Consider the following 20770-nt stretch of genomic DNA (forward strand, 5'->3'; position numbering starts at 1 on the left):
CTCTCTTCAAGGTCAGTTATCCTCTTGGTCATTGGGGTCGGCTTCATTGCAGCCATTGCTCTGAAACTCGGCCCGCCTGAAACGTTCGCCATTTATTTTGCCGCTTTTGTCGTTATCGGTTCGGTCATCGGCAATTCCATCGTCAAGGGTCTGGCTTCGGCACTGATGGGCATCCTGATCGCCATGGTCGGTCTGGACTCGATTTCGAGCGAGGAGCGCTATACGTTCGGGTCGTTCGATCTGTCCAATGGCATTGGCTTGGTACCGCTGATGATTGGCGTCTTCGTGTTGGGCGAGGTCTTTAACCAGTTGGAAACCCGGCGCAAAACCACCGGCAACACCCAAGAGAACGAACGTGCAGCGGACGGAAACAGTCTGACCTGGGAGGAATACAAACCTTGTCTTCCGCATGCATTGCGTGGTGGGTTCATTGGTGTGGGTATCGGTGTTTTGCCAGGGCTTGGATCAGCCATCGCAGCGTTTATCTCTTATGGAGAAGGCAAACGCCGTGCAAAGAATGCCGAAAAGTGGGGTCAGGGGGCGCTTGAAGGAGTAGCGGCGCCCGAGGCTGCCAACAACGCTGTGTCGGGACCGTCGATGGCGCCGCTGCTGACGCTGGGCATCCTGATCACACCCTACATCGTGATGGTGGTCTATGCCGCCTCAGTCGAGGTGTCTGTGGGCCGAATGTTCCTTGCAGGTGTCATTCCGGGGCTGTGTTGGCCAGTCTGATGCTGATGGTCACGATCTATCTGATCGCTAAGATCGAGAACCTACCAAAGGGCGAATAGAAAGGCTGGGACGAAGTGTTCCAGTCGGGCCGCGAGGCCGGTTGGGGACTGTTCCTGATCGTGATCATTCCGGGCGATATCTATGGTGGTATCTTCACTCCCACAGAGGCTGCCGCTGTATGCACCTTGATGGCAGATTGGACGCCTCGCTCGACCCAGCAATGGCGCGAAGAGCAATTGAGGTTGGCTGGGCAGTAGCACACCCTTGGGCCGACCAACGCCCCGGATGGAGCGGCTTTGTCATGATCTATACTCCGACCTCATCAGAAGAGCTGGATGTCGCCATCGATCTGGTAGAAAGTTCGTACACCTTCATCACCGGCAACTCTTTGAGTTAAGCACGTGTTGCCCAATAGAGTGCAGGGATGCCTGCTTTCTGTCAGAGATCAGTTTCAGCCACCTTGTTTCTCGCGGTCAATTTCTTTCTTACATTTTTGCCATGGCGAAGCGCTCGATACGTTCAAGCCTTTCGCATCAATGGTAGCTCCTGTCCCGCGAAGTTGAATTTGCAAAGCTCAGCGTCGAAGGTCCGCTTCGGGCTGAAAAAACTATCAGGCCACAGCCGTGGAACGCAGGATTTAAGTTTGTCGCGATTGTCGCCGGTGGCTGTGTCTGGTGACAGCACCTACAAAGCGAAACTCGAAAATCCGTTCATTCTTTAGTATCAGGCACACCCAGTTTTCGCAGATCTTCTACCCATCGATTGAGATACGCCTCACTCTTGAATGGCGCGTTCATTGCCTCTTGGATGGTGAATTCGGGATTGGCCGTTAGAAATTCATCGATAACGGCTTGCGCATCACTGGGAAGACCAAGACGCAAAAGAACTGGCGCGTAGGTGCGCTTCAAGCCGTCTGGTATTTCGTTCATCTGTTCAATTGAAACCCTTGCATCTTCATACTTCTCAGCGAAGTACTGAGCCCAACCCAGATTCCAAAGATACCAGTCTTGGTGATGTGGATTCAGCCGAATCGCCAGTTTCATGCGCTCAACGGCCTCAGGTGCCTTGCCGTCATAGACGAGCGGATCGATGGAATCTGCCAGCACAGATGCCGAATTTGGATTCAGGGAAATAGCTTTGTCATAAAGCGAAGCTGCCCGCTCAAGATTACCGCTCTGAGTTGTTGCATTGGCTAAGACCCAATGACCCTTGAAATTGAAGGGTTCCAATTCAATAGCTTTCCGCGCCATCTCAAATGCGCGCGCCAGCGACTCCTCGCGCGTCAAAGAGATGGTCCATCCCCAACGATACCCGTTTATATGTGCCCAAGCGTTTTCGACATACGCCCCGGCGTAGTTCGGATCAAGAGCAATTGCTTTTGCGCTAAGCTCTTCTGCCCTGATGTTTCCTTCTTTTGTGAAGGTAAACCACTCTTCCTGCGCGCGTTTGCGCAATTCGTAAGCGCCAAGACTATCAGTAGGCTGATGCTTAAGGCGGCTGTACTCCGCCAGATCGATATTTGTGGAGAGAAGCGAAGCTATCGTTCGGGTTATCTCATCTTGTACTGAAAAAATGTCCTGTAGGTCTCGATCATAGCTGTCTGCCCAGATATTCTGGCTCGTCGTCGCATCAATGAGTTGGGACGTCACGCGCAAGCGCTCACCTGCAATTTGAACGCTCCCCTCAACGATGTAGCGAACACCCAATTCCTCTGACACTTTCTGTATATCTGCCGGAGTGTCCTTATATGAAAACGTCGAGTTTCGGGCGACCACTAAAAAGTCTGAAAAACGGGACAAGGCGGTCAAGATGTTCTCACTCAGTCCGTCGCTCAGGTAATCTTGGCTCGGGTCGTTGTTGAGATTGTCGAACGCCATGACCGCGATGGAGGGTTTGCCAGACAGGGTCGCAGCTTGTTCATCCGTGTCCGGAGTCAGCACCGCGGACCAAGGTTGCAGCCATGCAGCGGCTACTAACGCCAGGATAATTGCGGTACAACTTACCATGACCAAGCGAGTTTTTGTTGGCTTATTCGCAAGTGGTACGACAGGAGAAACGATGGTTTTCGCCTTGTCATCCATTGTAAGGCTGTACACGTGAACGGGGTCGGGGATGTTCTTAACCTCTCGCATTCCCAAATCTTCGATGGTGAGATCGAGCTGGGTATGTACCTGTTCGAAAACACTAGCCGACATGTAAATGCCATCCGGGACAGCCAGGCTTTCAATGCGTGCGGCGACATTTACACCATCCCCATAAATGTCATCCTGATCTACGACGATGTCGCCAACATTGATGCCGATCCGGTATCGCACCTGCGAATCTTGCGGCAGGTCCGAGTTAGCGACCCCTATATAGTGCTGCATGTCCACCGCACATCGAACGGCCTCAACCGCGCTTGCAAACTCAAGGAGCAAACCGTCGCCCATCAATTTAACGATGCGCCCATGTCGTGAAGCGACAACTGGTTCAAAAAACTGCTCGCGATGGGCTTTGACCCTTGCAAGCACACTGGCCTCGTCATTTCGAATAAGACGACTATAGCCAACCACATCGGCGGCAAGTATCGCTGCTAGACGTCTTTCCAAAGACTGAACTCCCACAGTGGGAAACACGCTAAACACAAAATTACAACTAAGCCAGACGCGCAAGCCGACCATATAATTTGAAGAAAGCGATTGTTCAGTCTTTTTAAGACCGTCAGCAGCGAACCTGTGCCTGACAACGACGTGCAGTTGTTCATTGAATGCTCGCTTGGGGTTGCGACCGGCCAATTATACTTGCCGCAGAGAACGGCAATACTGAGTCCATTTTCACAGATGCTGCGTTCTGCACAAACGGCGGGTGTTCTAGTGAGGTGGCAAATTTAAAATTCCAGTTTCTGGTTCCCGATGTGCTGCTATCAGTGCCGATTTCGGCTCAGCCACCATGCGTGCATTTCTTCGAACTTTGATTTGAGCGCCAATCCGTCTTTTGTTGCACTAAACTCAACGCGAAGCGGTATCTCTGCAAAGACCTCACGCTCCACTAATCCATCTGGTTCAAGCGCGCGGAGTTGGCTCGTGAGCATCGTTTGGGAGATGCCATCAATATCAAGGCGCCACTCACCGAACCTCTTTGTTCCGTGGAATATCAGCTCCTTCAAAATCGAGAGTTTCCACCTTCCACCGATCATCGTGAAGATGATTGGTAAGGAACACGGGTCGCCATTCTTTTACGGGCTATCCACTAAAATTCTCCAGTTTCCACTGTTACTAGGGAAATCTGCCTACTTTATAAATTAATGTAGTGGTGCAAAATCTGGCTAAATCAACACTTCAACAAGACATCAGAAAGCGGTTAACATACACGTCATCCTACTGAAACTCGGAGAAAACAAAGCTTCTGCACCAGAACACATGGCAGATCACAAGGCTTGGATAGTCATGACCATATTCGTCTACTCCCACGAGGTGAGCCCGTCGAGGTTTGAATGCAGTTGATGGCGATTGTAGCCGCCGCGCTATGCCGCAATCAGGCGGTAGGCATACCGAGCTTTTCGAGCATCTTGGAGGCCATTGAAACATACCAGCGTGAAACACGTAAGGGATTACGGGAGTGGGTTCGGCACTTCGCCGATCCCCAGAACGTCGCGCTGCCTCACTTCGTCGCGCCTGTAGTATTTGATGTGCCACGCGACGAATGACTGGATACTAACAATTTGACCCTGCGAACTTATGCGCGAATACCGCGCAAGGTAATGGGCGAGCACACTCGATTTTCCTGAATGAAATCAGTGAAAGGAATGTAGTGTTATGCGCGCCCTTACAGGCACTGTAGGGGTTCCCGCAGCACTGTGGCTTCTGCGCACAGTACCGCGGGGCACCTATTCATCCTTGTTTCCTGAGGACAGCAGATCGTTGCCTCTTACGTCGCCATGGCTTTGGCTATATCCAGAACGCAGCCCGCACTTCGGCTGGTCGGTCGCCATTTGGGGTTCGTACCTCTAGCAGCGTGCCTGCGTCCCAATGCTGTGTATCAACCATGCCAATTGCGACGTTTGTGCTAAAGTCAGGTGACCAGGCAGCGGACGTGATTTGACCGACCCGTTTTCCGTCTTTGAACAAAGGCCAAGCCGAACGAGCAGGAGGCACGGGATCACCGGGAATGGAAATCGCGCGGATCTGTCGGGCCGGGCCAGTTTCGGCCTCGCGAGCCAGCGCATGCATGCCGATGTGGTCGCTTCCCTCTCCGAGTTTGCAGAACTTTCCCAAACCGCATTCCAATGGCGAGTTTTCCATTGTCATGTCGTTGCCATAGCTTAGTAGCCCGCCTTCGATCCTTTCGATCAGGTTTGGACATCCCGGGCGAACATTCAGATCAGCTCCGGCTTCGAAAAGAGCATTCCACAGTGGCATACCGTAGGCACCGTTTTCGACATAGATTTCATGGCCGCCCTGTTTTGAGTAACCAGAGCGCGCGACCACAAAGTACGTGTCCTGAAACGCCAATCGTTTGTAACGGAAGAAGCGGATATCCCGAACCTCGTCTCCAAAGACCCGCGCCATCAGGTCATCCGACTTTGGTCCTTGAACGGCCAGTGGCGAGACGTCAGGTTCGAACACCCGCACATCCATACCTGCACCGACGGCCAAACCCTTAATCCACAAAAGCAGATCGCTGTCGGCGATTGAGATCCACCAGCGATCCTCGCTGTGTTTGATCGCGACCGGATCATTCAGCATGCCGCCATTTTCGTCGACAATCGGCACGTAGTAACACTGGTCTTCCTGCATTTTCTCAAGATTGCGAGGGGTCAACCGTCGCATCAGGCGGCCCGCATCCGGGCCATTCAGTTCGATCTGCCGTTCGCAGGACACATCCCAGACCTGAACGTGAGATTTGAGATGCCGGTAATCCGCCTCGACGCTCTCAAAAACCGTAGGCAGCAGCATCCGGTTGTAGACGGTGTAAGCGGTAACGCCCTTGTCTTCGACGCCCTCGGAAAAAGGGGTCTGGCGCAGGCGGCGGGATTGGGACAGCAGACGCATTTCAAAGGTCCATTGATTTGGCGCGATCCCGAAGCTGGAACTTCTGGATTTTGCCAGTGGAGGTTTTGGGAAGAGTTTCGAAGACGACGGCTTTGGGGGCCTTGAACCCGGCCAGATGGTTCCGGCAGAAGGTTATGATCTCATCAGATGTTGTCTCAGCACCTTCGCGCAATTCGACAAACGCGCAGGGGACTTCGCCCCATTTCTCGTGGGGCATCGCAACTACGGCTGCGGCCTGAACCGCTTCATGACGATACAGTACAGCTTCGACCTCAACGGATGATATGTTCTCGCCGCCCGAGATGATCACGTCTTTCAGGCGGTCGCGGATCTGGATGTAGCCGTTTGGGTGTAAGACCGCGCCGTCGCCGGACCAAAACCAGCCGTCCTCGAAGGCTTTCGCCGTGGCCTCGGCGTCTTTGTAATACCCGGCCATCACCGTGTTGCTCCGAATGGCGATTTCGCCTTGTGTATTGCCGTCACGCGCTACGGGTGTGCCGTTGTTACGGTCGATCACCGTAACCTCTTCGACCATCGGAAAGGCGATGCCTTGCTGCGCCTGCAACTCGGCTTGCTCAGCGGAACTGAGATCATCCCACTCCTCCTGCCAGAGGCACTGTGAGATATGCCCATAGGTCTCCGTCAGGCCGTAGACCTGCATGACGTCAAAACCCATTGCGCGGGTCTTTTCGAGAACCGAAGGCGGCGGCGGTGCGCCTGCCGTCAAAACGCGGATCACAGGATCGAAGGGGGGCGTGCCGCTCTCGGCTTCGGCTAGCAATTGCAACACGATTGGTGCTGCGCCGAAATGAGTCACGCCATGGGTACGGATCGCGTCCAGAATGCGGTCTGCCGCCGGAACACGAGTAAACACGACAGTTGCGCCAAGCATGGCCATCAACCACGGGTGACCCCAACCATTACAGTGGAACATCGGTACCACTGACAGATAGACAGGGTAAGTCGGCATCTGCCAGGCAGTCCCGGTTCCGAGCGCCATCAGATAGGCCCCGCGATGGTGATAGACGACACCTTTCGGGCGACCGGATGTACCGGACGTGTAATTCAACGCAATGGCATCCCATTCGTCATCGGGCAGTTCTATTGGTAACGGTGAGGCTTCGGTCAACGCATCGTAGGTTTGACCACCAAGGCTCTCACCCACAACGGCAGGATCGACAATCTCGACCACTGGCAAAGATCGACCGAGAAGATCAAAAGCTTTGGACAAAAGCGGTACAAGCTCCTGATCCACGATTACCAGTTTCGTGTCCGCGTGATCCAGAATGTAGGCGATGGTTTCCGATTCCAGCCGCGTGTTCAGCGTGTTGAGGACCCCGCCCGTCAGCGGCAGTGCAAAGTGCAACTCGAAGAGTTCCGGTATATTCGGGCTCAGCACTGAAACGGTATCGCCATTCTGCACGCCAAGTTCGACGAGCCCACCGGCCACAGCACGAATGCGGGTTGCAGTTTCGGCCCATGTTCGCTGAGTGTCACCATAGATCACCGCTGTGCGCGCGCCGTGCAGGTTTTCGGCGCGGCGTAGAAAGGATATCGGTGACAAAGGCACATGGTTTGCCCGCGTCTTCTGAAGAGCCTCGAAATGGTGACGCATCCCGGTTCCGCCTGATTTAGCTGTTAGGCCGCACGCGGGCGGCGGTTTTGTTTGCAAAGGCTTCCAGGCGCGCACGAGCCGCAGGTTGGGTATTGACCACTCCGCCAACCACGGCCTCTGCATAAGCTGCATCCATGCCGGACATGTTGTTCAAGTGGCTGATCGCAGAGCAGATGGCAAAGTTGGTCAGCGGCAAGTTCTGCGCAATTTGTTCTGCAAGCTCCATCGCCTTGGCCATGCTGCCGCCATCTTCGGTGATGTATTGTGCCAATCCCAGATCGACGGCCTCTTGCCCCTGATAGACGCGGCCCGTCAGGATCATGTCGATCATGCGGTACTTGCCGATCATGTCTGAAACTCTGATGGTCGCTCCGCCGCCGGTGAAAATCCCGCGCTGTCCTTCGGGCAGAGCGAAATAGGTGCCCGGATCGATCACCCGGATATGTGCCGCGCTGGCAAGTTCCAGTCCTCCGCCAACAACCGCACCTTTGAGTGCAGCAATGATTGGCACACCGCCATATTCCATCTTGTTGAAAGCCTCATGCCAGCGCAGACAAACATGCATGAAGTCATCCGGGCTACGGTCGGCTTTCCAATGTTCGACCAGATCAAGGCCTGCGCAGAAATGGTTGCCTTCACCGGCCAAAACCACAGCTCTAACACCGGCTATGCGGGCACCGCTGAAAAAGCGTATCAGTTCCTCGATGGTGGCCACATCCAGCGCGTTGCGCTTTGAAGGGCGGTTCAATGTCACGACAAACAGGCCGTTCTCACGCTCTGAAATCGCGAGGTTTTCGTAAGTGTCGGGGTTCACGACATCATTCATGGGTCAGGTCCCTTCAAGGAATTATTCGGGGAAGGCCGCATCAAGCAGGCTTCGCGAGCCGTACATGATGCGGGTGTGTTCGGTAGTGCACTCGGGCAAGACGTGCTGGGCAAAGAAGAGGGCAGTAGCGATTTTCTGGTTCATGAACTGCGCATCCTGTCCGGTGTCCAGCGCGGCTTGAGCAGCCAATGCCCCCTTCGCCAGCTTCCATCCGGCCGCGAGCGTACCTGCCAACATCAGGAAGGGGACAGAGCCGGCAAAGGCCGCGTCGACATCCTTTCGGCTGCTTTCCAACAACCAATCCAAGGCGATCTCGAACGCGCCTCGCGCTTGCGTCAGGCTTGCCCCGATAGCTTGTGCAGTGGCATCTCCATACGCCAGTTTCGCCTCGGACTCTGCAATTCGGGCAGCGAAAAGACGGGCGGTTTCACCACCGTCGCGCATCACCTTGCGCCCCAGAAGGTCATTCGCCTGAATTGCGGTAGTGCCCTCGTAAATGGGTAGAATGCGAGCATCCCGATAGTGCTGCGCGGCACCGGTTTCCTCGATAAAGCCCATGCCGCCATGAATTTGCACACCCAGCGAAGCGACCTCGACCGCGCGTTCCGAGCAGAAACCCTTAACCAGCGGAACCATGAATTCGGCCAGAGCGGTCAACTGGGGATCACTCTGATGATGTGCAAGGTCCAACAAGCCCGCGGTTGCCGCCGCCATAGCCCGCCCACCTTCGGTCAGGCTGCGCATCCGCATGAGCATGCGACGCACATCCGGGTGCTCGATGATTGGGACAGCGTCCTTGACCTGACCGTTCACCGGACGGCTTTGTACCCGTTCGCGCGCATAGGTCAGCGCGCGCTGATAGGCACGATCAGCGGTCGCAATGCCTTGCACCCCAACGGAAAACCGCGCCGCGTTCATCATGATGAACATGTATTCCAACCCGCGATTTTCCTCGCCGATCAGGAACCCCGTGGCGTCCTTATATTCCAGCATCGCCGTCGGGCTGGCGCGGACACCTAGCTTGTGTTCAATGCTCACGCAGTTGACCGTGTTCTCGGCCCCTACCGCGCCATCCGCTTCCACAAGCTTCTGCGGCACGATGAACAGGCTCAGCCCTTTTGGCCCGGCGGGTGCATCAGGAATACGCGCCAACACCAAATGGATGATGTTCTCGGTCAGATCATGAGCGCCATATGTAATGAAAATCTTGGTGCCAGATATGCCATAGCTGCCATCCGCGCGTTGCACCGCTTTGGTCGCCACGCGGCCAAGATCGCTGCCCGCTTGTGGTTCCGTCAGGTTCATCGTGCCGGACCAGCGTCCTGCGATCAGCGGCTCAAGATATGTGGCTTTCTGTTCGTCCGAGCCAGTCAGCAGTAGCGCCTCAATGGCCCCATCGGTCAGCAACGGGCAAAGGCCAAAGCTCATGTCGGCGGCATTCAGCATCTCTACCGCCGCCGCGCCAACAGTTCGCGGCAGTCCCATGCCGCCATAATCCACCGGGTGAGTCAGTGCCTGCCAGCCCATTTCGACGAACTGAGCATAGGCATGCGCGTCACCTTCAGGCATCGTCACGCGCCCGTTGTCGAACCGGGCACCCAGCGTGTCGCCGATATGCGACAATGGCGCAATCTGTTCACCGCAGAACCCGGCATAGCCTTCCAGCACGGCAGCAATATCAGACAGGTCGTAGTCTGAATACGCCGCCAACGATGACACCTGCTCCCAATGAGACAGGTGTTCGATACAAAACATCAAATCCTGGACGGGCGGCTGATAGGACATCCTAGGCTCCCTGGCGGCAACTATGGTTTCGCGTCATCTATCTGCTGAAGAGATTGCCGATAAGCTCATATTTTGCCAAAATGCTATCCGATCACGCCAAACAGAGATCTCTATGACCAGCCAGGACCCTATCTCTCTGACGACCGTATCAGCTGCATTTATTCAGGATTGGCTGGATGCACTTGGGTCTCGTTGCACCCCGGAAGAGATGGCTTCTCTGCTGGAACGCTCAGGCCTTCAAGCCCGCCCAATGGCACCAACTCAACGTGTCACGCTGAATGAGATCGCCCGGCTTTATCAGCTTGCCGCGCCCGAGACCGGGGACGAAATGATGGGGCTCTGGAGCCGCCCGATCCGGCCCCGAGCATTGCAGCATCTTGTGACGGTGCAGCGCGGCGCAGGCAGCCTGACCTCGGCTCTCTATCGGTTCTCGACGTTCTGGAACCTGCTCCTGGATGACTTCTATTTTGACCTACACAGCAAATCAGACGAGGTGGCGCTGACTTTGGTGCCTTACTTGGTTGAAACCCAGCCGCAACGGTTCGGCCACATGCTGATTCTGAAACTTGCGCATGGGCTGCTATCCTGGCTCAGCGGATCAGAAACGCCGGTGCAAACGGTTTGCTTTGCCTTCGCCCGTCCGGAGTTTGCCGCGGACTATTCGGTCGTCTTTCCATGCCCCGTCGAGTTCGACGCCCCACAAACCAGTATTCGCTTCGACTCACGCCAATTCACCCGCCCGATCACCCGCAGTCCCGCCGAGGCATCCGTATTTCTCCAGCGTGCGCCGCTGGATTGGATCTTTACCGGCTCGCGCGCCCATACTTACAGCCTGCGCGTTCGAGCCTTTCTTTACGGAGCGACATGGCAGGCTTGCCAGCTTCCGGATGCGGCCCGCGCTCTAAAAATAACGCCTCGGACGTTGAACAGACGCTTAAAAAACGAAGGAACGTCCTTTCAGGACATAAAAGACGCCCTACGCCGCGACATTGCGATACGGGCACTTCAGCAAAGCACGGACAGTATAGATCAAATCGCGTTTGACACTGGCTTCTCGGCTCCGGCGAACTTCCACAGGGCTTTCCGAAAATGGACAAACCGGACACCGGGGTCATACCGGATGTGAGTTCGAGACTCGGTCAAGAAGTCTCTTAACGAATGATCCGGACCCGTACTCTAATCTATGTCTTGAATGCAGTAGAAGATGCACCGGTTCTCCTGCATGTAAATCCACTAGCGCGAATTTTGGTAGGTTTCAGAAACTACGCTCAAATGAGAACATGGTTCGGCTATCGTAGGGGCCACCCCATTGCCCAAAGCGGCATTTGTGCTGACAGTTCGTTAGTTCTGATGAAGTCATTAGAGGTTCTATGCCGTGCATCCTCTGGGATTACAATCCAGGTGCTCGCGGCTGATTCAAAAGAATAATGTCATCCAACAAGAACATCGGACAAACGTTCAACCAACGCTCTTTGAACAACTGCAAACCTTGGAGTGTTTGCTATTTCGTCCAGCGTTGCGACCCAGAGCGGAACCTCAATTTCTGGGGTTACGTCGTGCGATCTCCGAAGCCGGGAGTCCGCGTTGCCAAAGAATGCTGGCAAAAATGTTTTTCCGATTCCCGCGGCAGCCATTTGCTGTAGCACTAAGAAACTGTCTGCTCCGTTGGTCATTTCGTCAGCGCTGACATTCTGCGCCAGCCATTTGGCAGGGAGTGAACGGCTTAACGCCCCATCAAGCCTCATCCATTTGCGTTTGTCGGAACCGTCGTCAAAAACCCCGAATGACAGTGTTCCTGCCCGCTGACCAATTAACCCCTCCCCGAGCTTTATTGATGGGCGTACAGCTATGTCCGCAGTCAGACGGGATAGATCGTGGTGATTGTTTCCGCTCAACAAAGTCAGTTTCAAGCCGGGGTAGGTGAGTGAGATATCGTTAAGTATTTGCGGGAGAACGATCTGACAAAGACTGTCGGTGGACGTAATTCGCACATGGCCTACAGGAGAACGATTTGCGCCGACAATCGCACGCTCCATGGAAAGCACGGCATCTTCAACACTTTCCATAGCCGAAAAGATCGCGCGGGCTTCAGGGAGAACGGAGTATCCCGACGGGCTTCTTTGAAAAATGAGGCAGCCGTTTCGCTCTTCGAATGCGGCAACCCTGCGCAGGACCGTAGCATGTGTCACCCCCAAGGCAGACGCCGCCGCGTTCAGCGACCCGAATTTGCTCACCGCAAGTGCGTATCGAATGTCATCCCAATTCTCATTGTTCATAAATTAACAAGTAGCGACCAATAACAAACAATTACAAGTAATTTCGTTCAAGTTAATATTCGATTTATTGAACAGGGAGACACATCATGATGAATAAGTTCTCAATCTTCGCGGCAGGTTTATTGTCAGTTGCCGCTCTTGGCACGGCCATCGCCCAGGAAAGTGAGAATCCGGCTGTGAAGGCTCGGACCTCAATCATGCAGCTTTATTCATTCAATCTTGGCACTCTCGGCGGCATGGCCAAGGGAGAGACGGAGTACGATGCGGAGGCCGCAACACGAGCCGCGAATAACCTTGTCGTTCTGACGCAGCTCGATCAATCCGCGATGTGGCCCGCCGGAACCGACAATGTTTCCGACCCCTCCACGCGTGCTCTGCCCGCCATCTGGGAAAACTTCCCGGACGTCGGTGCCAAAGGGCAGGCCATGGCTGACGCCGCTGTTGCGATGCAGGCTGCGGCAGGACAAGATGTTGAAGCGCTGAAAGCGGCAATGGGGGATCTAGGTGGAAGCTGTTCGGCATGTCACAAGGCATACAGAGCGCCAAAGGACTGATTAGGCATTGATGGTGCGGCGTTTTGTTCTCTTTGTCGCTGGTGCCGTAGTTTTGGTCGGGTTGGCCGGTTTGGTGCTGACCCGACCTCAAAGATTGGATCAGGTTCAACTGGACGGTATTACTCCCGATCTCGCGAGAGGTGAGGCCGTTTTCTATGCAGCAGGATGTGCATCCTGCCACTCAGCGCCGGACGCGGTTGGAGAGAAAAAGCTTACGCTCGCCGGCGGTCGTCGGTTTGAGACGGATTTCGGCACTTTCATAGCCCCCAATATATCCAGTGATCCATCTGCCGGTATCGGTTCCTGGTCCGCGCTGGATTTAGCCAATGCCCTGATCCATGGGACCGGACCCGAAGGTCAACACTATTACCCAGCATTCCCTTATACATCCTATGCCAACATGAGCGCCGATGATGTTGTATCGCTCCATGCATTCCTCGGCAAACTGCCAGCGGTCGCGACCGAAAGCGATGCGCATGAGGTGGGTTTCCCTTTCAGCGTTAGACGAGGGTTAGGAGGATGGAAGCTATTACACCTGGCACCAGGTTGGGCGGTCGAAGGTGATCTGACTGACCAACAAAGACGCGGCCGGTATCTTGTGGAGGCGCTGGGGCACTGCGCTGAATGTCATACGCCGCGAAACGGCTTGGGCGGTTTGAAACGAGATCTTTGGCTGACGGGTGCGCCAAACCCAAGCGGGAGAGGTCGCATTCCCGGGTTAACCCCAGACCAGCTTGATTGGTCCGAAGCTGACATAGCGGAATACCTGAAATCTGGCTTCACACCGGATTATGACAGCGCTGGTGGTGAGATGGTTGAAGTTATCGAAAACACATCTCGGCTTACAGATGACGACCGTTTAGCAATTGCCGCCTATTTGAAAGCCGTTCCCGTTTCGTCGACCGGGCTTTCATCCGAGTAACATCGTTTTACGCTATGATGTAGGCGCCGGTGTCTACAGTCGGTCTCATGTGATCGACCATATGACTCGATTCCATTCTTAAGCGCGAATTGCTGAGTATGATGCTGTCGGCTTGGCAGAATGTCGGGTCATTGCTTCAGTGACTTCAAACCGAAACTGCTGATCTTAGTTGTTCCTTACCAATTTGGTTCTTCGAACCTTGCAGATACGGCGTTCCACGCTCCAGAACTAAGAACTCATCGCCTAACGAATAAGCGAACTCAAAAAACTGTTCGACTAAGACGATTGCCATATCGCCCCGATCGCGCAGTTGGCGAATGACTTCTCCGATCTGCTTGATGATGTTGGGTTGGATACCCTCCGTTGGTTCGTCCAACAGAAGAAGCTTTGGTTTTGTGATCAGTGCGCGCGCGATTGCAAGCTGTTGTTGTTGGCCACCAGACAAGTCACCGCCACGCCGCGAAAGAAACTCTTTGAGGATCGGAAAGAGGTCGAAGATATAGTCGGGGATCGTGTGATCTCTGCGAGACAGGCAGGCATAGCCGGTTTCGAGATTCTCAAGAACCGTCAAGAACGGAAAAATCTCACGCCCTTGCGGAACATAAGCCACGCCTTTTCTGGCGAGTTCATAGGATGTGGCGTTACCGATCTCTTCACCGTTCAGCAGGTAATTACCTCCGCTGCGGGGATGCGTGCCAGATATGGCCTTCAACAGGCTCGTTTTGCCGACGCCGTTGGTTCCCATCACGCAGGTCACCTGACCCTGGCGCGCGGTAACGTCAACGCCGTTCAAGATCTGGCTGCCGCCATAATGCAAAGATAAATCGGAGATTTTCAGAAGGTCAGCGGCCAAGATAAACCTCGATTACTTTTTCGTTCTGAGTGACGTGATCCAATGACCCTTCGGCGAGAACCGACCCCTCATGCAGCACCGTTACTTTGCAATTGAGGCGACGGACGAATTCCATGTCGTGTTCGACAACGACGACGGCTCGGGTTTTGGCGGCTTCGACAAGAATGTCGGTCGTGTGCTGTCGCTCTGCCGGGGTCATCCCGGCCGCAGGCTCATCCACCAGCAGCAACTGCGGGTCTTGAGCCAGTAGCATACCGATCTCGAGCCATTGCTTTTGCCCATGGCTAAGTTCACCTGCCTTGCGGTCCAGGGATTGTCTCAGCCCGATTTCCTCGGCCAAAGTGGCGACTTTCTCATGATCTTCCTGCCGCGCCCGGAACCGCAGTACAGACAGCGGCCCGCGTTTGTTTTTCAGGGCGAGCATCAGGTTTTCGCGGACGCTTTGATCTTCGAAGACGTTCGGGCGCTGGAACTTTCGCCCCACTCCGGCCTGGGCGATCTGGCTTTCGCTCATCGACAGCAGCGAGGCCGACTTCTCACCCCAAAGAACGTGACCATCATCAGGCTTGGTCTTGCCGGTGATGATGTCCATGAACGTCGTCTTTCCCGCCCCGTTCGGGCCGATGACAGCGCGCATTTCGGCGGGGCCGATTTGGAACGTCAGGTTGTTGATGGCCTTGAAGCCGTCAAAGGTCACGGAAACACCAGAGACTTCGAGAAGCGTGCTCATTCATTCGCCTCCTTTTCGCGCAGCGATCCAAGGTCCGGCCCCAGATCGGCACCGTGTCGGTCAGGCGCACGGCGTACTGTAAGCTTGTCGATCAGTCCCCCTACACCGCGGGGCGCGAACAGCGTGACCGCGACAAACGAGAACCCAAGCAGAATGGTCCACCAGTCGACCCACTGGATCGTATAAAACCCGAGTGAGATGTCCGGGGCTTGCCCGCCTGTAAACCAAGTGGACAGCAGCGAGACGAAGGCCGCGCCGATGATGGCTCCGTACAGCCTTCCGCGTCCACCGATTGCCACCCAAACGGCGAGGTAGATTGAGGCGATGGGGGCGATTTCAGCCGGGTTGATGATGCCGGCTTGGGGGTAATAGAGGGCCCCGGAAATGCCGCAGATCACGGCGGTGAAAGTGAAGATAAACAGCTTATAGGCCTCGACCGAGTAGCCGAGGAACCGGACACGGCTTTCATCGTCACGTATGGCGCGAATGACCGATCCGAATTTGCCGGACACCACCCATGCGCAGACAAGGTAGCCAAGGCCAAGTGCAAAGGCGGACGCCCAGAAGAACAGGATCGAAACCGTTGACTGCGGCACCGAGTCCAGGCCCGGCAGGTTTTGCAGCCCCGACAAACCGTTGTTCCCGCGCAGCCCGCTGTCGTTCTGGAACAGGTACAGGGACAGCGCCAGCGTCATCGCCTGCGTCAGGATCGACAAGTAAACCCCGGTCACGCGGCTGCGGAACGCCAGCCACCCAAAGACAAGTGCCAGCAGACCGGGAACCAGCACGACGGCAGCCAGTTGTAGCGGCAGTGAATGCGCGATGGCCCAGATCGGGGGAAACTCGGAAGCACCGACAACGCCGAAAATCTGAGTGGCGATGCCATCCGAGATTTCCTGTGCCGTTGGTGGCAAGGCAGAAGCTGCGAGGCTATCGACCACGATAATCTCGGTGCGGGCGTACATCAGCCACATGCCGATGGCGTATCCGCCGATGCCAAAGAAGGCCATGTGCCCCAGCGACAGGATACCCGTATAGCCCCACACCAGATCCATCGCCAACGCGGCAAGACACAGGCAGAGCGTCTTACCCAACGTCTTGATAAAGCTGGTGGAAATCAACCCGATGCCAAACCCTTCGCCCAGGACGGTGATAATTGCCGTAAACAGGGACAGGATGATCAGAAAGATGGCGACAGAGGGATAGCGCAGCACCAGTGGCTTGCGCATCGGCTCGGTTGTGGATGTCACGTCAACCATATCACGCTTCCGCCGCCCGACCTTTGAGCGCGATGATGCCTCGTGGTCGGAATTGAATGAACAGGATGATGAACAGGATCATATAGGTCTGTGCCGCCAGCGTGTTGGACGGGTTAAACCATTCGATCCCCTTTTGCAGCGTTCCAACCATCGTCGCGCCCAGCAGCGTGCCCCAGATGTTGCCGACTCCGCCGACAACGACCGTCATAAAGCTTTGCACGATGTAGTCAGAGCCCATCTCGGATGTAACTTTGGCGTAAAGCCCGATGGCCACGCCAGCGATGCCCGCGATGCCCGAACCCAGGCCGAATGTCAGCATGTTGATCCGGTCCGGGTTGATGCCCATCGAGGACGCCATGCGAGGGTTCTGTGTCACGGCGCGCACCTCCAGCCCCAGCCGGGTCCGATTCATGACGATCAGGAATAGTGCCAGAAACAGCAACGCTAGTACGAATATCGCGATGCGGATGTAGCTGATCGACACGATGTCGTTCAGCACCATCGACCCGTCCAGCCATTCCGGTGCGGTCAGAGGACGCGCTTGCGTGCCGAAGATGTTCTTGGCCAATTGTTGAAGCGCAATCGAGACGCCAAAGGTTGCAAGCAGAGTTTCCAGCGGGCGATGATACAGCCAACGAATGACCAATCGCTCCAGCAGAACTCCGGCCCCGAAGGTCACGAGAAAGGCGCAGGGAATTGCGACAAGGATCGAAAGCGTCAGGTCTGGAATGAACAGCTGTACCGCGTAGCCGGTGTAAGCGCCCATCATGATGAATTCGCCATGGGCCATGTTGATCACCCCCATGACGCCGAAGGTGATCGCAAGACCGATCGCCGCAAGGAAGTAGATCGATGCCAGAGACAGTGCATCCAGCACCAGATCAGCCGTCTGATTCAAAGCGACCTGTGTTTCGATGTTGTCCAGCGCTGCCTGCGCAGCAAGTGCGATCGGCAGAGGGGCCGAGACGTAAACCCGAAAGAACTTATGATTTTGAACGGCTTCGGCAATGTCATCTTGTGTCACCAGCGGGGCCGCAAGACCCTGTTGGGCCAGCACCTGATAGGCGGCCTTTCGTGCGGCGTCCTCGTCCAGGCTCGCCACTTGCACACCGGCGACGGTATCGCCGTTTATGTTGGCGATAAGGGTTTGCTTCATGGTTCCTGAATCTACCGGTTCCGGTGCCAAGCCATTTGCGACAAGCAGGCTATAGGCCTGTTCCTGCGACAGCGCGTCTGATCCGACCTCAATGCCAACCGCCCCATCCGGAACGTCATCCGCGACCTTGATTTCGGATGAAACCAAAGGATTGAGCGTTGCCCGGACATCGACGCTCAGGTCGCCAGCGAAGCTTTCGATGGCAGCTAGTCTTGCGGCCTCATCCTCGTCAAAACGGATCGTCAGCAAACGCTCCAGCCGGTCTTTGCGCGCTTTGAGATCGGCGTCTTGTTCAGCCTCGATTGAACCGCGCAGTGCGGACAGGTGCGACGCCTCGGCGTCTCGCTCGATCGCTGTCAAAGCAACGTCGCGGGTCTTGGGATTGGGGTCGTTCAGTTGAAACTGCACCAGAGCAGAGGCGATCAAACCTCGAATGCCGGAATTTGGCTTGAGTTGTTTATAGCCCTTCTTGTCAACAACCCCGATCTCCGCCCCGTCAGAGACGTCGAAGATCTGCAACCCGCCATCAGCCTTTGAAGCAAAGACAAACAGACCGGTTTCCTTGTTGAACCACATGCCCTTCGCTTGCCAACGCTCCAAGACGGTCTGCGCTTCGGGCAGTCCACTTTGCGCCAACGCGTCAATCGCCGGGCCAATTGTCTTGCGAGAGGATTTCTGGATCACCTCCGCGTAGGACTGCAATACCTGCTGCACCGGGGCGTCTGCGGATTGCGCTTGCAAAAGAGTAGGGACCACAAGGACCAGCAGGGCAAGCACTGCCCGCCTGAACGGAAGCGTCATTTAGGAAGACCTTTGTATTGAGCCTCGGGGCACAAGACGCGCCCCGAGGAATTCAGGTGAAGTCCTTAGTAGTTGGACTTGATCTGCACGCAGCTCTCGGTTTCGGTGTTGTACATACCGCAACCTAGCTCTTTCCAATCCGACACGAGAACGGCGGATTCAGGCAGATAGTCGGTCCAGGCGTCGCCCGGAACTTCTTCGGTCTGGCTGATGATGTCGAACTGACCGTCTTCCTGGATTTCGCCGATCAACACCGGCTTGGCCAAGTGGTGGTTCGGCAGCATCACTGCTGTACCGCCTGTCAGGTTCGGGAATTCCTGACCGTACATAGCGGTCCGAACGGCGTCGACATCGGTGGTTTCAGCAGCCGTCGCCGCGTTCACCCACATGTTGAAGCCAATATAGTGGGCCTCCATCGGGTCGTTGGTCACTCGCTCTTCACCCATGCGGGCTTTCCACGCTTCGACCCATGCGTCGTTCGCATCGCTTTCGGCTGATTGGAAGTAGTTCCAAGCCGCCAGATGACCGACGAGGTTTGTCGTATCGAGGCCGGCCAGCTCTTCTTCGCCGACCGAGAAGGCAACAACCGGAATATCGTCAGCCGAGATGCCAGCGGCGGCCAGTTCTTTATAGAAACCAACGTTTGCGTCGCCGTTGATGGTCGAGATTACGCCAACTTTCTTGCCGTCCGCGCCAAGCGCAACCACATCGGCTACGATCTTGGACCAATCCGAATGACCGAATGGCGTGTAGTTGACGAAGATATCTTCTTCCGCGATGCCCTTCTGCTTCAGATAGCTTTCGAGGATGTTGTTCGTGGTCCGTGGGTAAACGTAGTCAGTCCCCAACAGAGCGAATTTTTCAACTTCCAGTTCGTCTAGGAAGTAATCGGTGGCAGGGATCGCCTGCTGGTTCGGTGCGGCACCGGTGTAGAATACGTTTTTCGAGCTTTCTTCACCTTCATACTGAACCGGGTAGAACAGCAGACCGTTCAGTTCTTCGATCACCGGCAGGACTGATTTACGAGATACCGACGTCCAGTTGCCAAAAACAACATCAACTTCATGGACCGTCAGCAGTTCGCGCGCCTTTTCAGCAAACAGCGGCCAGTCAGAGGCCGGGTCAACAACTACAGCCTCAAGTTCGCACCCCAGAAGACCACCGGCTTCGTTTTGTTGTTCGACCAGCATTTCCATTGTGTCTTTCAGCGTGGTTTCCGAAATGGCCATGGTGCCGGACAACGAATGCAATACGCCGACCTTGATTGGGCAATCGGCCAGTGCAGGCAATGAACTGGCCAACAGAACTGCGGCGGTTGTGGTGAGAAGTTTGGTGTGCATCAGCATTTCCTTTTATGCGATGCGCAGCAGGGTTGTTCGGGCCGCTGAAACGTCCCATATACCCCCCTACGCATATTTGCGGTGTGCGAGGGCGTCTTCAGGTTCCTAGGCCGGGCACCTTCGCACATTTTCCAAGCCGTCTTGCGGCGCACCACAGTGCTAAGGCAGATTTACCCGGGCGTCAGAGTCTCATGGCCTGAGTTCTTGGATTGATTCAGAGGACTGCCTAAATTTGCGGCGATGCAGCATGCTCAGCCTAATAATGCGGCGCTGCAGCGAAGCGTCTTTTAAGCGCCGCCCAGGATCAACAGGTTGCACTGATCCAAATATTGCTTGGCAGTTCGGCGTGCTGCGCTTGCCTTTGCCGCATCTGAACCAAAGGTCGCAGTTTGCAATAGACGCGCATGTGCATGCTTGGAATTTACCCTGTGGCTTAAGACCAATTCGGTATTGTCCGCTGTGGCCGTCGCTTCCAGCAAAGACACAAATCCGCCACGGCGCAGTTCATAGTCCTGAGCTTTAGCATCGTTCAACAGCCACGCATGTTCCATTTCGGCTGAAAAGCGGCCCGCGCAGCTTGCAAACGATTTGACCATGTCACTTTCGGCATAAAGTAGTCCAGCAGACATTAAGAAGCATGACATTGAAAGGAAAATTGTTCTCAAAGCGCCCATATCTTAACCATTGCAACTGAAAATGTGCCCGTCAAGGCGGCGCTTATGAAATCAATGACTTGTAGCTTACGGGTTGCTCAGAACCGAGAGGCCCGATCTTCCCAGGTTCAGTGCTTGGTTATTCAGTTTTGCTCTGAACTAACGTTCAAGCTTGTAACAAAATGTCGAAGATGCTGAGCCAGCATTCCATACCGGCTTCAAGACCAAAGTACACACA

Annotated in this window: 18 protein-coding genes and 1 pseudogene; 6 read left to right on the forward strand and 13 right to left on the reverse strand. The window is 55.2% G+C overall.

Annotation, left to right across the window (positions count from 1 at the left end; genetic code table 11):
* Positions 1-18: 18 nt before the first annotated feature.
* A pseudogene (locus ACR0AZ_RS08305) lies at positions 19-926 on the forward strand (tripartite tricarboxylate transporter permease); the annotation flags it as partial.
* A 26-nt stretch (positions 927-952) separates the two neighbouring features.
* Complete coding sequence (locus ACR0AZ_RS08310; RefSeq protein ID WP_480471030.1) at positions 953-1129, forward strand: luciferase domain-containing protein; 177 nt, start codon at positions 953-955, stop codon at positions 1127-1129.
* Positions 1130-1442: 313 nt separating this feature from the next.
* Here ACR0AZ_RS08310 and ACR0AZ_RS08315 read toward each other — a convergent pair whose 3' ends face one another.
* Both ACR0AZ_RS08315 and ACR0AZ_RS08320 read right to left on the reverse strand, forming a co-directional pair.
* Positions 1443-3506 carry an adenylate/guanylate cyclase domain-containing protein gene (locus ACR0AZ_RS08315; RefSeq protein WP_480667202.1) on the reverse strand — a complete coding sequence of 688 codons (2064 nt, stop codon included), beginning with the start codon at positions 3504-3506 and terminating at the stop codon, positions 1443-1445.
* Positions 3507-3634: 128 nt separating this feature from the next.
* Positions 3635-3907: a winged helix-turn-helix transcriptional regulator gene (locus ACR0AZ_RS08320; RefSeq protein WP_480471028.1), complete on the reverse strand. Its 273-nt coding sequence runs from the start codon at positions 3905-3907 to the stop codon at positions 3635-3637.
* Positions 3908-4204: 297 nt separating this feature from the next.
* Between ACR0AZ_RS08320 and ACR0AZ_RS08325 the strand changes: the two genes are divergently transcribed.
* A complete protein-coding gene (locus ACR0AZ_RS08325; protein WP_480471027.1) occupies positions 4205-4417 on the forward strand; it encodes a hypothetical protein in 213 nt (70 codons plus the stop codon).
* A 241-nt stretch (positions 4418-4658) separates the two neighbouring features.
* On the opposite strand, the gene ACR0AZ_RS08330 is transcribed toward ACR0AZ_RS08325, so the two are convergent.
* From ACR0AZ_RS08330 to ACR0AZ_RS08345, 4 genes are read right to left on the reverse strand one after another with little or no spacing between them, the layout of a single operon-like run.
* Positions 4659-5762: a dimethylsulfoniopropionate demethylase gene (locus ACR0AZ_RS08330; protein WP_480667203.1), complete on the reverse strand. Its 1104-nt coding sequence runs from the start codon at positions 5760-5762 to the stop codon at positions 4659-4661.
* 1 nt (position 5763) lies between these two features.
* Positions 5764-7377: an AMP-binding protein gene (locus ACR0AZ_RS08335; RefSeq protein WP_480667204.1), complete on the reverse strand. Its 1614-nt coding sequence runs from the start codon at positions 7375-7377 to the stop codon at positions 5764-5766.
* 16 nt (positions 7378-7393) lie between these two features.
* Positions 7394-8203, reverse strand: a complete 810-nt coding sequence (dmdD, locus tag ACR0AZ_RS08340; RefSeq protein WP_480471024.1) for a methylthioacryloyl-CoA hydratase — start codon at positions 8201-8203, stop codon at positions 7394-7396.
* 21 nt (positions 8204-8224) lie between these two features.
* Complete coding sequence (locus ACR0AZ_RS08345; RefSeq protein WP_480667205.1) at positions 8225-9988, reverse strand: acyl-CoA dehydrogenase family protein; 1764 nt, start codon at positions 9986-9988, stop codon at positions 8225-8227.
* Between the two features lie 112 nt (positions 9989-10100).
* Between ACR0AZ_RS08345 and ACR0AZ_RS08350 the strand changes: the two genes are divergently transcribed.
* Positions 10101-11114 (forward strand): AraC family transcriptional regulator, encoded by a 1014-nt coding sequence (locus ACR0AZ_RS08350; RefSeq protein ID WP_480471022.1) that lies wholly within the window; start codon positions 10101-10103, stop codon positions 11112-11114.
* 304 nt (positions 11115-11418) lie between these two features.
* Here the strand turns inward: ACR0AZ_RS08350 and ACR0AZ_RS08355 are convergent, their stop codons facing one another.
* The gene (locus ACR0AZ_RS08355) at positions 11419-12264 is read right to left on the reverse strand and encodes a LysR family transcriptional regulator (RefSeq protein WP_480667206.1); all 846 of its coding nucleotides are present in this window, start codon (positions 12262-12264) and stop codon (positions 11419-11421) included.
* A gap of 86 nt (positions 12265-12350) precedes the next feature.
* On the opposite strand from ACR0AZ_RS08355, the gene ACR0AZ_RS08360 reads away from it, so the two are divergent.
* Positions 12351-12818 carry a c-type cytochrome gene (locus ACR0AZ_RS08360; protein WP_480667207.1) on the forward strand — a complete coding sequence of 156 codons (468 nt, stop codon included), beginning with the start codon at positions 12351-12353 and terminating at the stop codon, positions 12816-12818.
* Positions 12819-12831: 13 nt separating this feature from the next.
* A complete protein-coding gene (locus ACR0AZ_RS08365; protein ID WP_480667208.1) occupies positions 12832-13740 on the forward strand; it encodes a c-type cytochrome in 909 nt (302 codons plus the stop codon).
* Positions 13741-13885: 145 nt separating this feature from the next.
* Here the strand turns inward: ACR0AZ_RS08365 and urtE are convergent, their stop codons facing one another.
* From urtE to ACR0AZ_RS08395, 6 genes are all read right to left on the reverse strand, one after another.
* Positions 13886-14593 (reverse strand): urea ABC transporter ATP-binding subunit UrtE, encoded by a 708-nt coding sequence (urtE, locus tag ACR0AZ_RS08370; RefSeq protein ID WP_480667209.1) that lies wholly within the window; start codon positions 14591-14593, stop codon positions 13886-13888.
* On the reverse strand, positions 14583-15323 hold the full coding sequence (urtD, locus tag ACR0AZ_RS08375) for an urea ABC transporter ATP-binding protein UrtD (protein WP_480667210.1): 741 nt from the start codon (positions 15321-15323) through the stop codon (positions 14583-14585). Before urtD ends, urtE begins: the two co-directional genes overlap by 11 nt.
* Entirely contained in the window at positions 15320-16582 is a 1263-nt protein-coding gene (gene urtC / locus ACR0AZ_RS08380; RefSeq protein ID WP_480667211.1) for an urea ABC transporter permease subunit UrtC, read from the reverse strand. Before urtC ends, urtD begins: the two co-directional genes overlap by 4 nt.
* A 1-nt stretch (position 16583) precedes the next feature.
* Positions 16584-18539, reverse strand: a complete 1956-nt coding sequence (gene urtB / locus ACR0AZ_RS08385; RefSeq protein ID WP_480471015.1) for an urea ABC transporter permease subunit UrtB — start codon at positions 18537-18539, stop codon at positions 16584-16586.
* 65 nt (positions 18540-18604) lie between these two features.
* Positions 18605-19879, reverse strand: a complete 1275-nt coding sequence (gene urtA, locus ACR0AZ_RS08390; RefSeq protein WP_480471014.1) for an urea ABC transporter substrate-binding protein — start codon at positions 19877-19879, stop codon at positions 18605-18607.
* A gap of 287 nt (positions 19880-20166) precedes the next feature.
* Positions 20167-20553 carry a hypothetical protein gene (locus ACR0AZ_RS08395; RefSeq protein WP_480471013.1) on the reverse strand — a complete coding sequence of 129 codons (387 nt, stop codon included), beginning with the start codon at positions 20551-20553 and terminating at the stop codon, positions 20167-20169.
* Positions 20554-20770: the final 217 nt, after the last annotated feature.

It is taken from the genome of Ruegeria sp. BE3 (assembly GCF_056538865.1).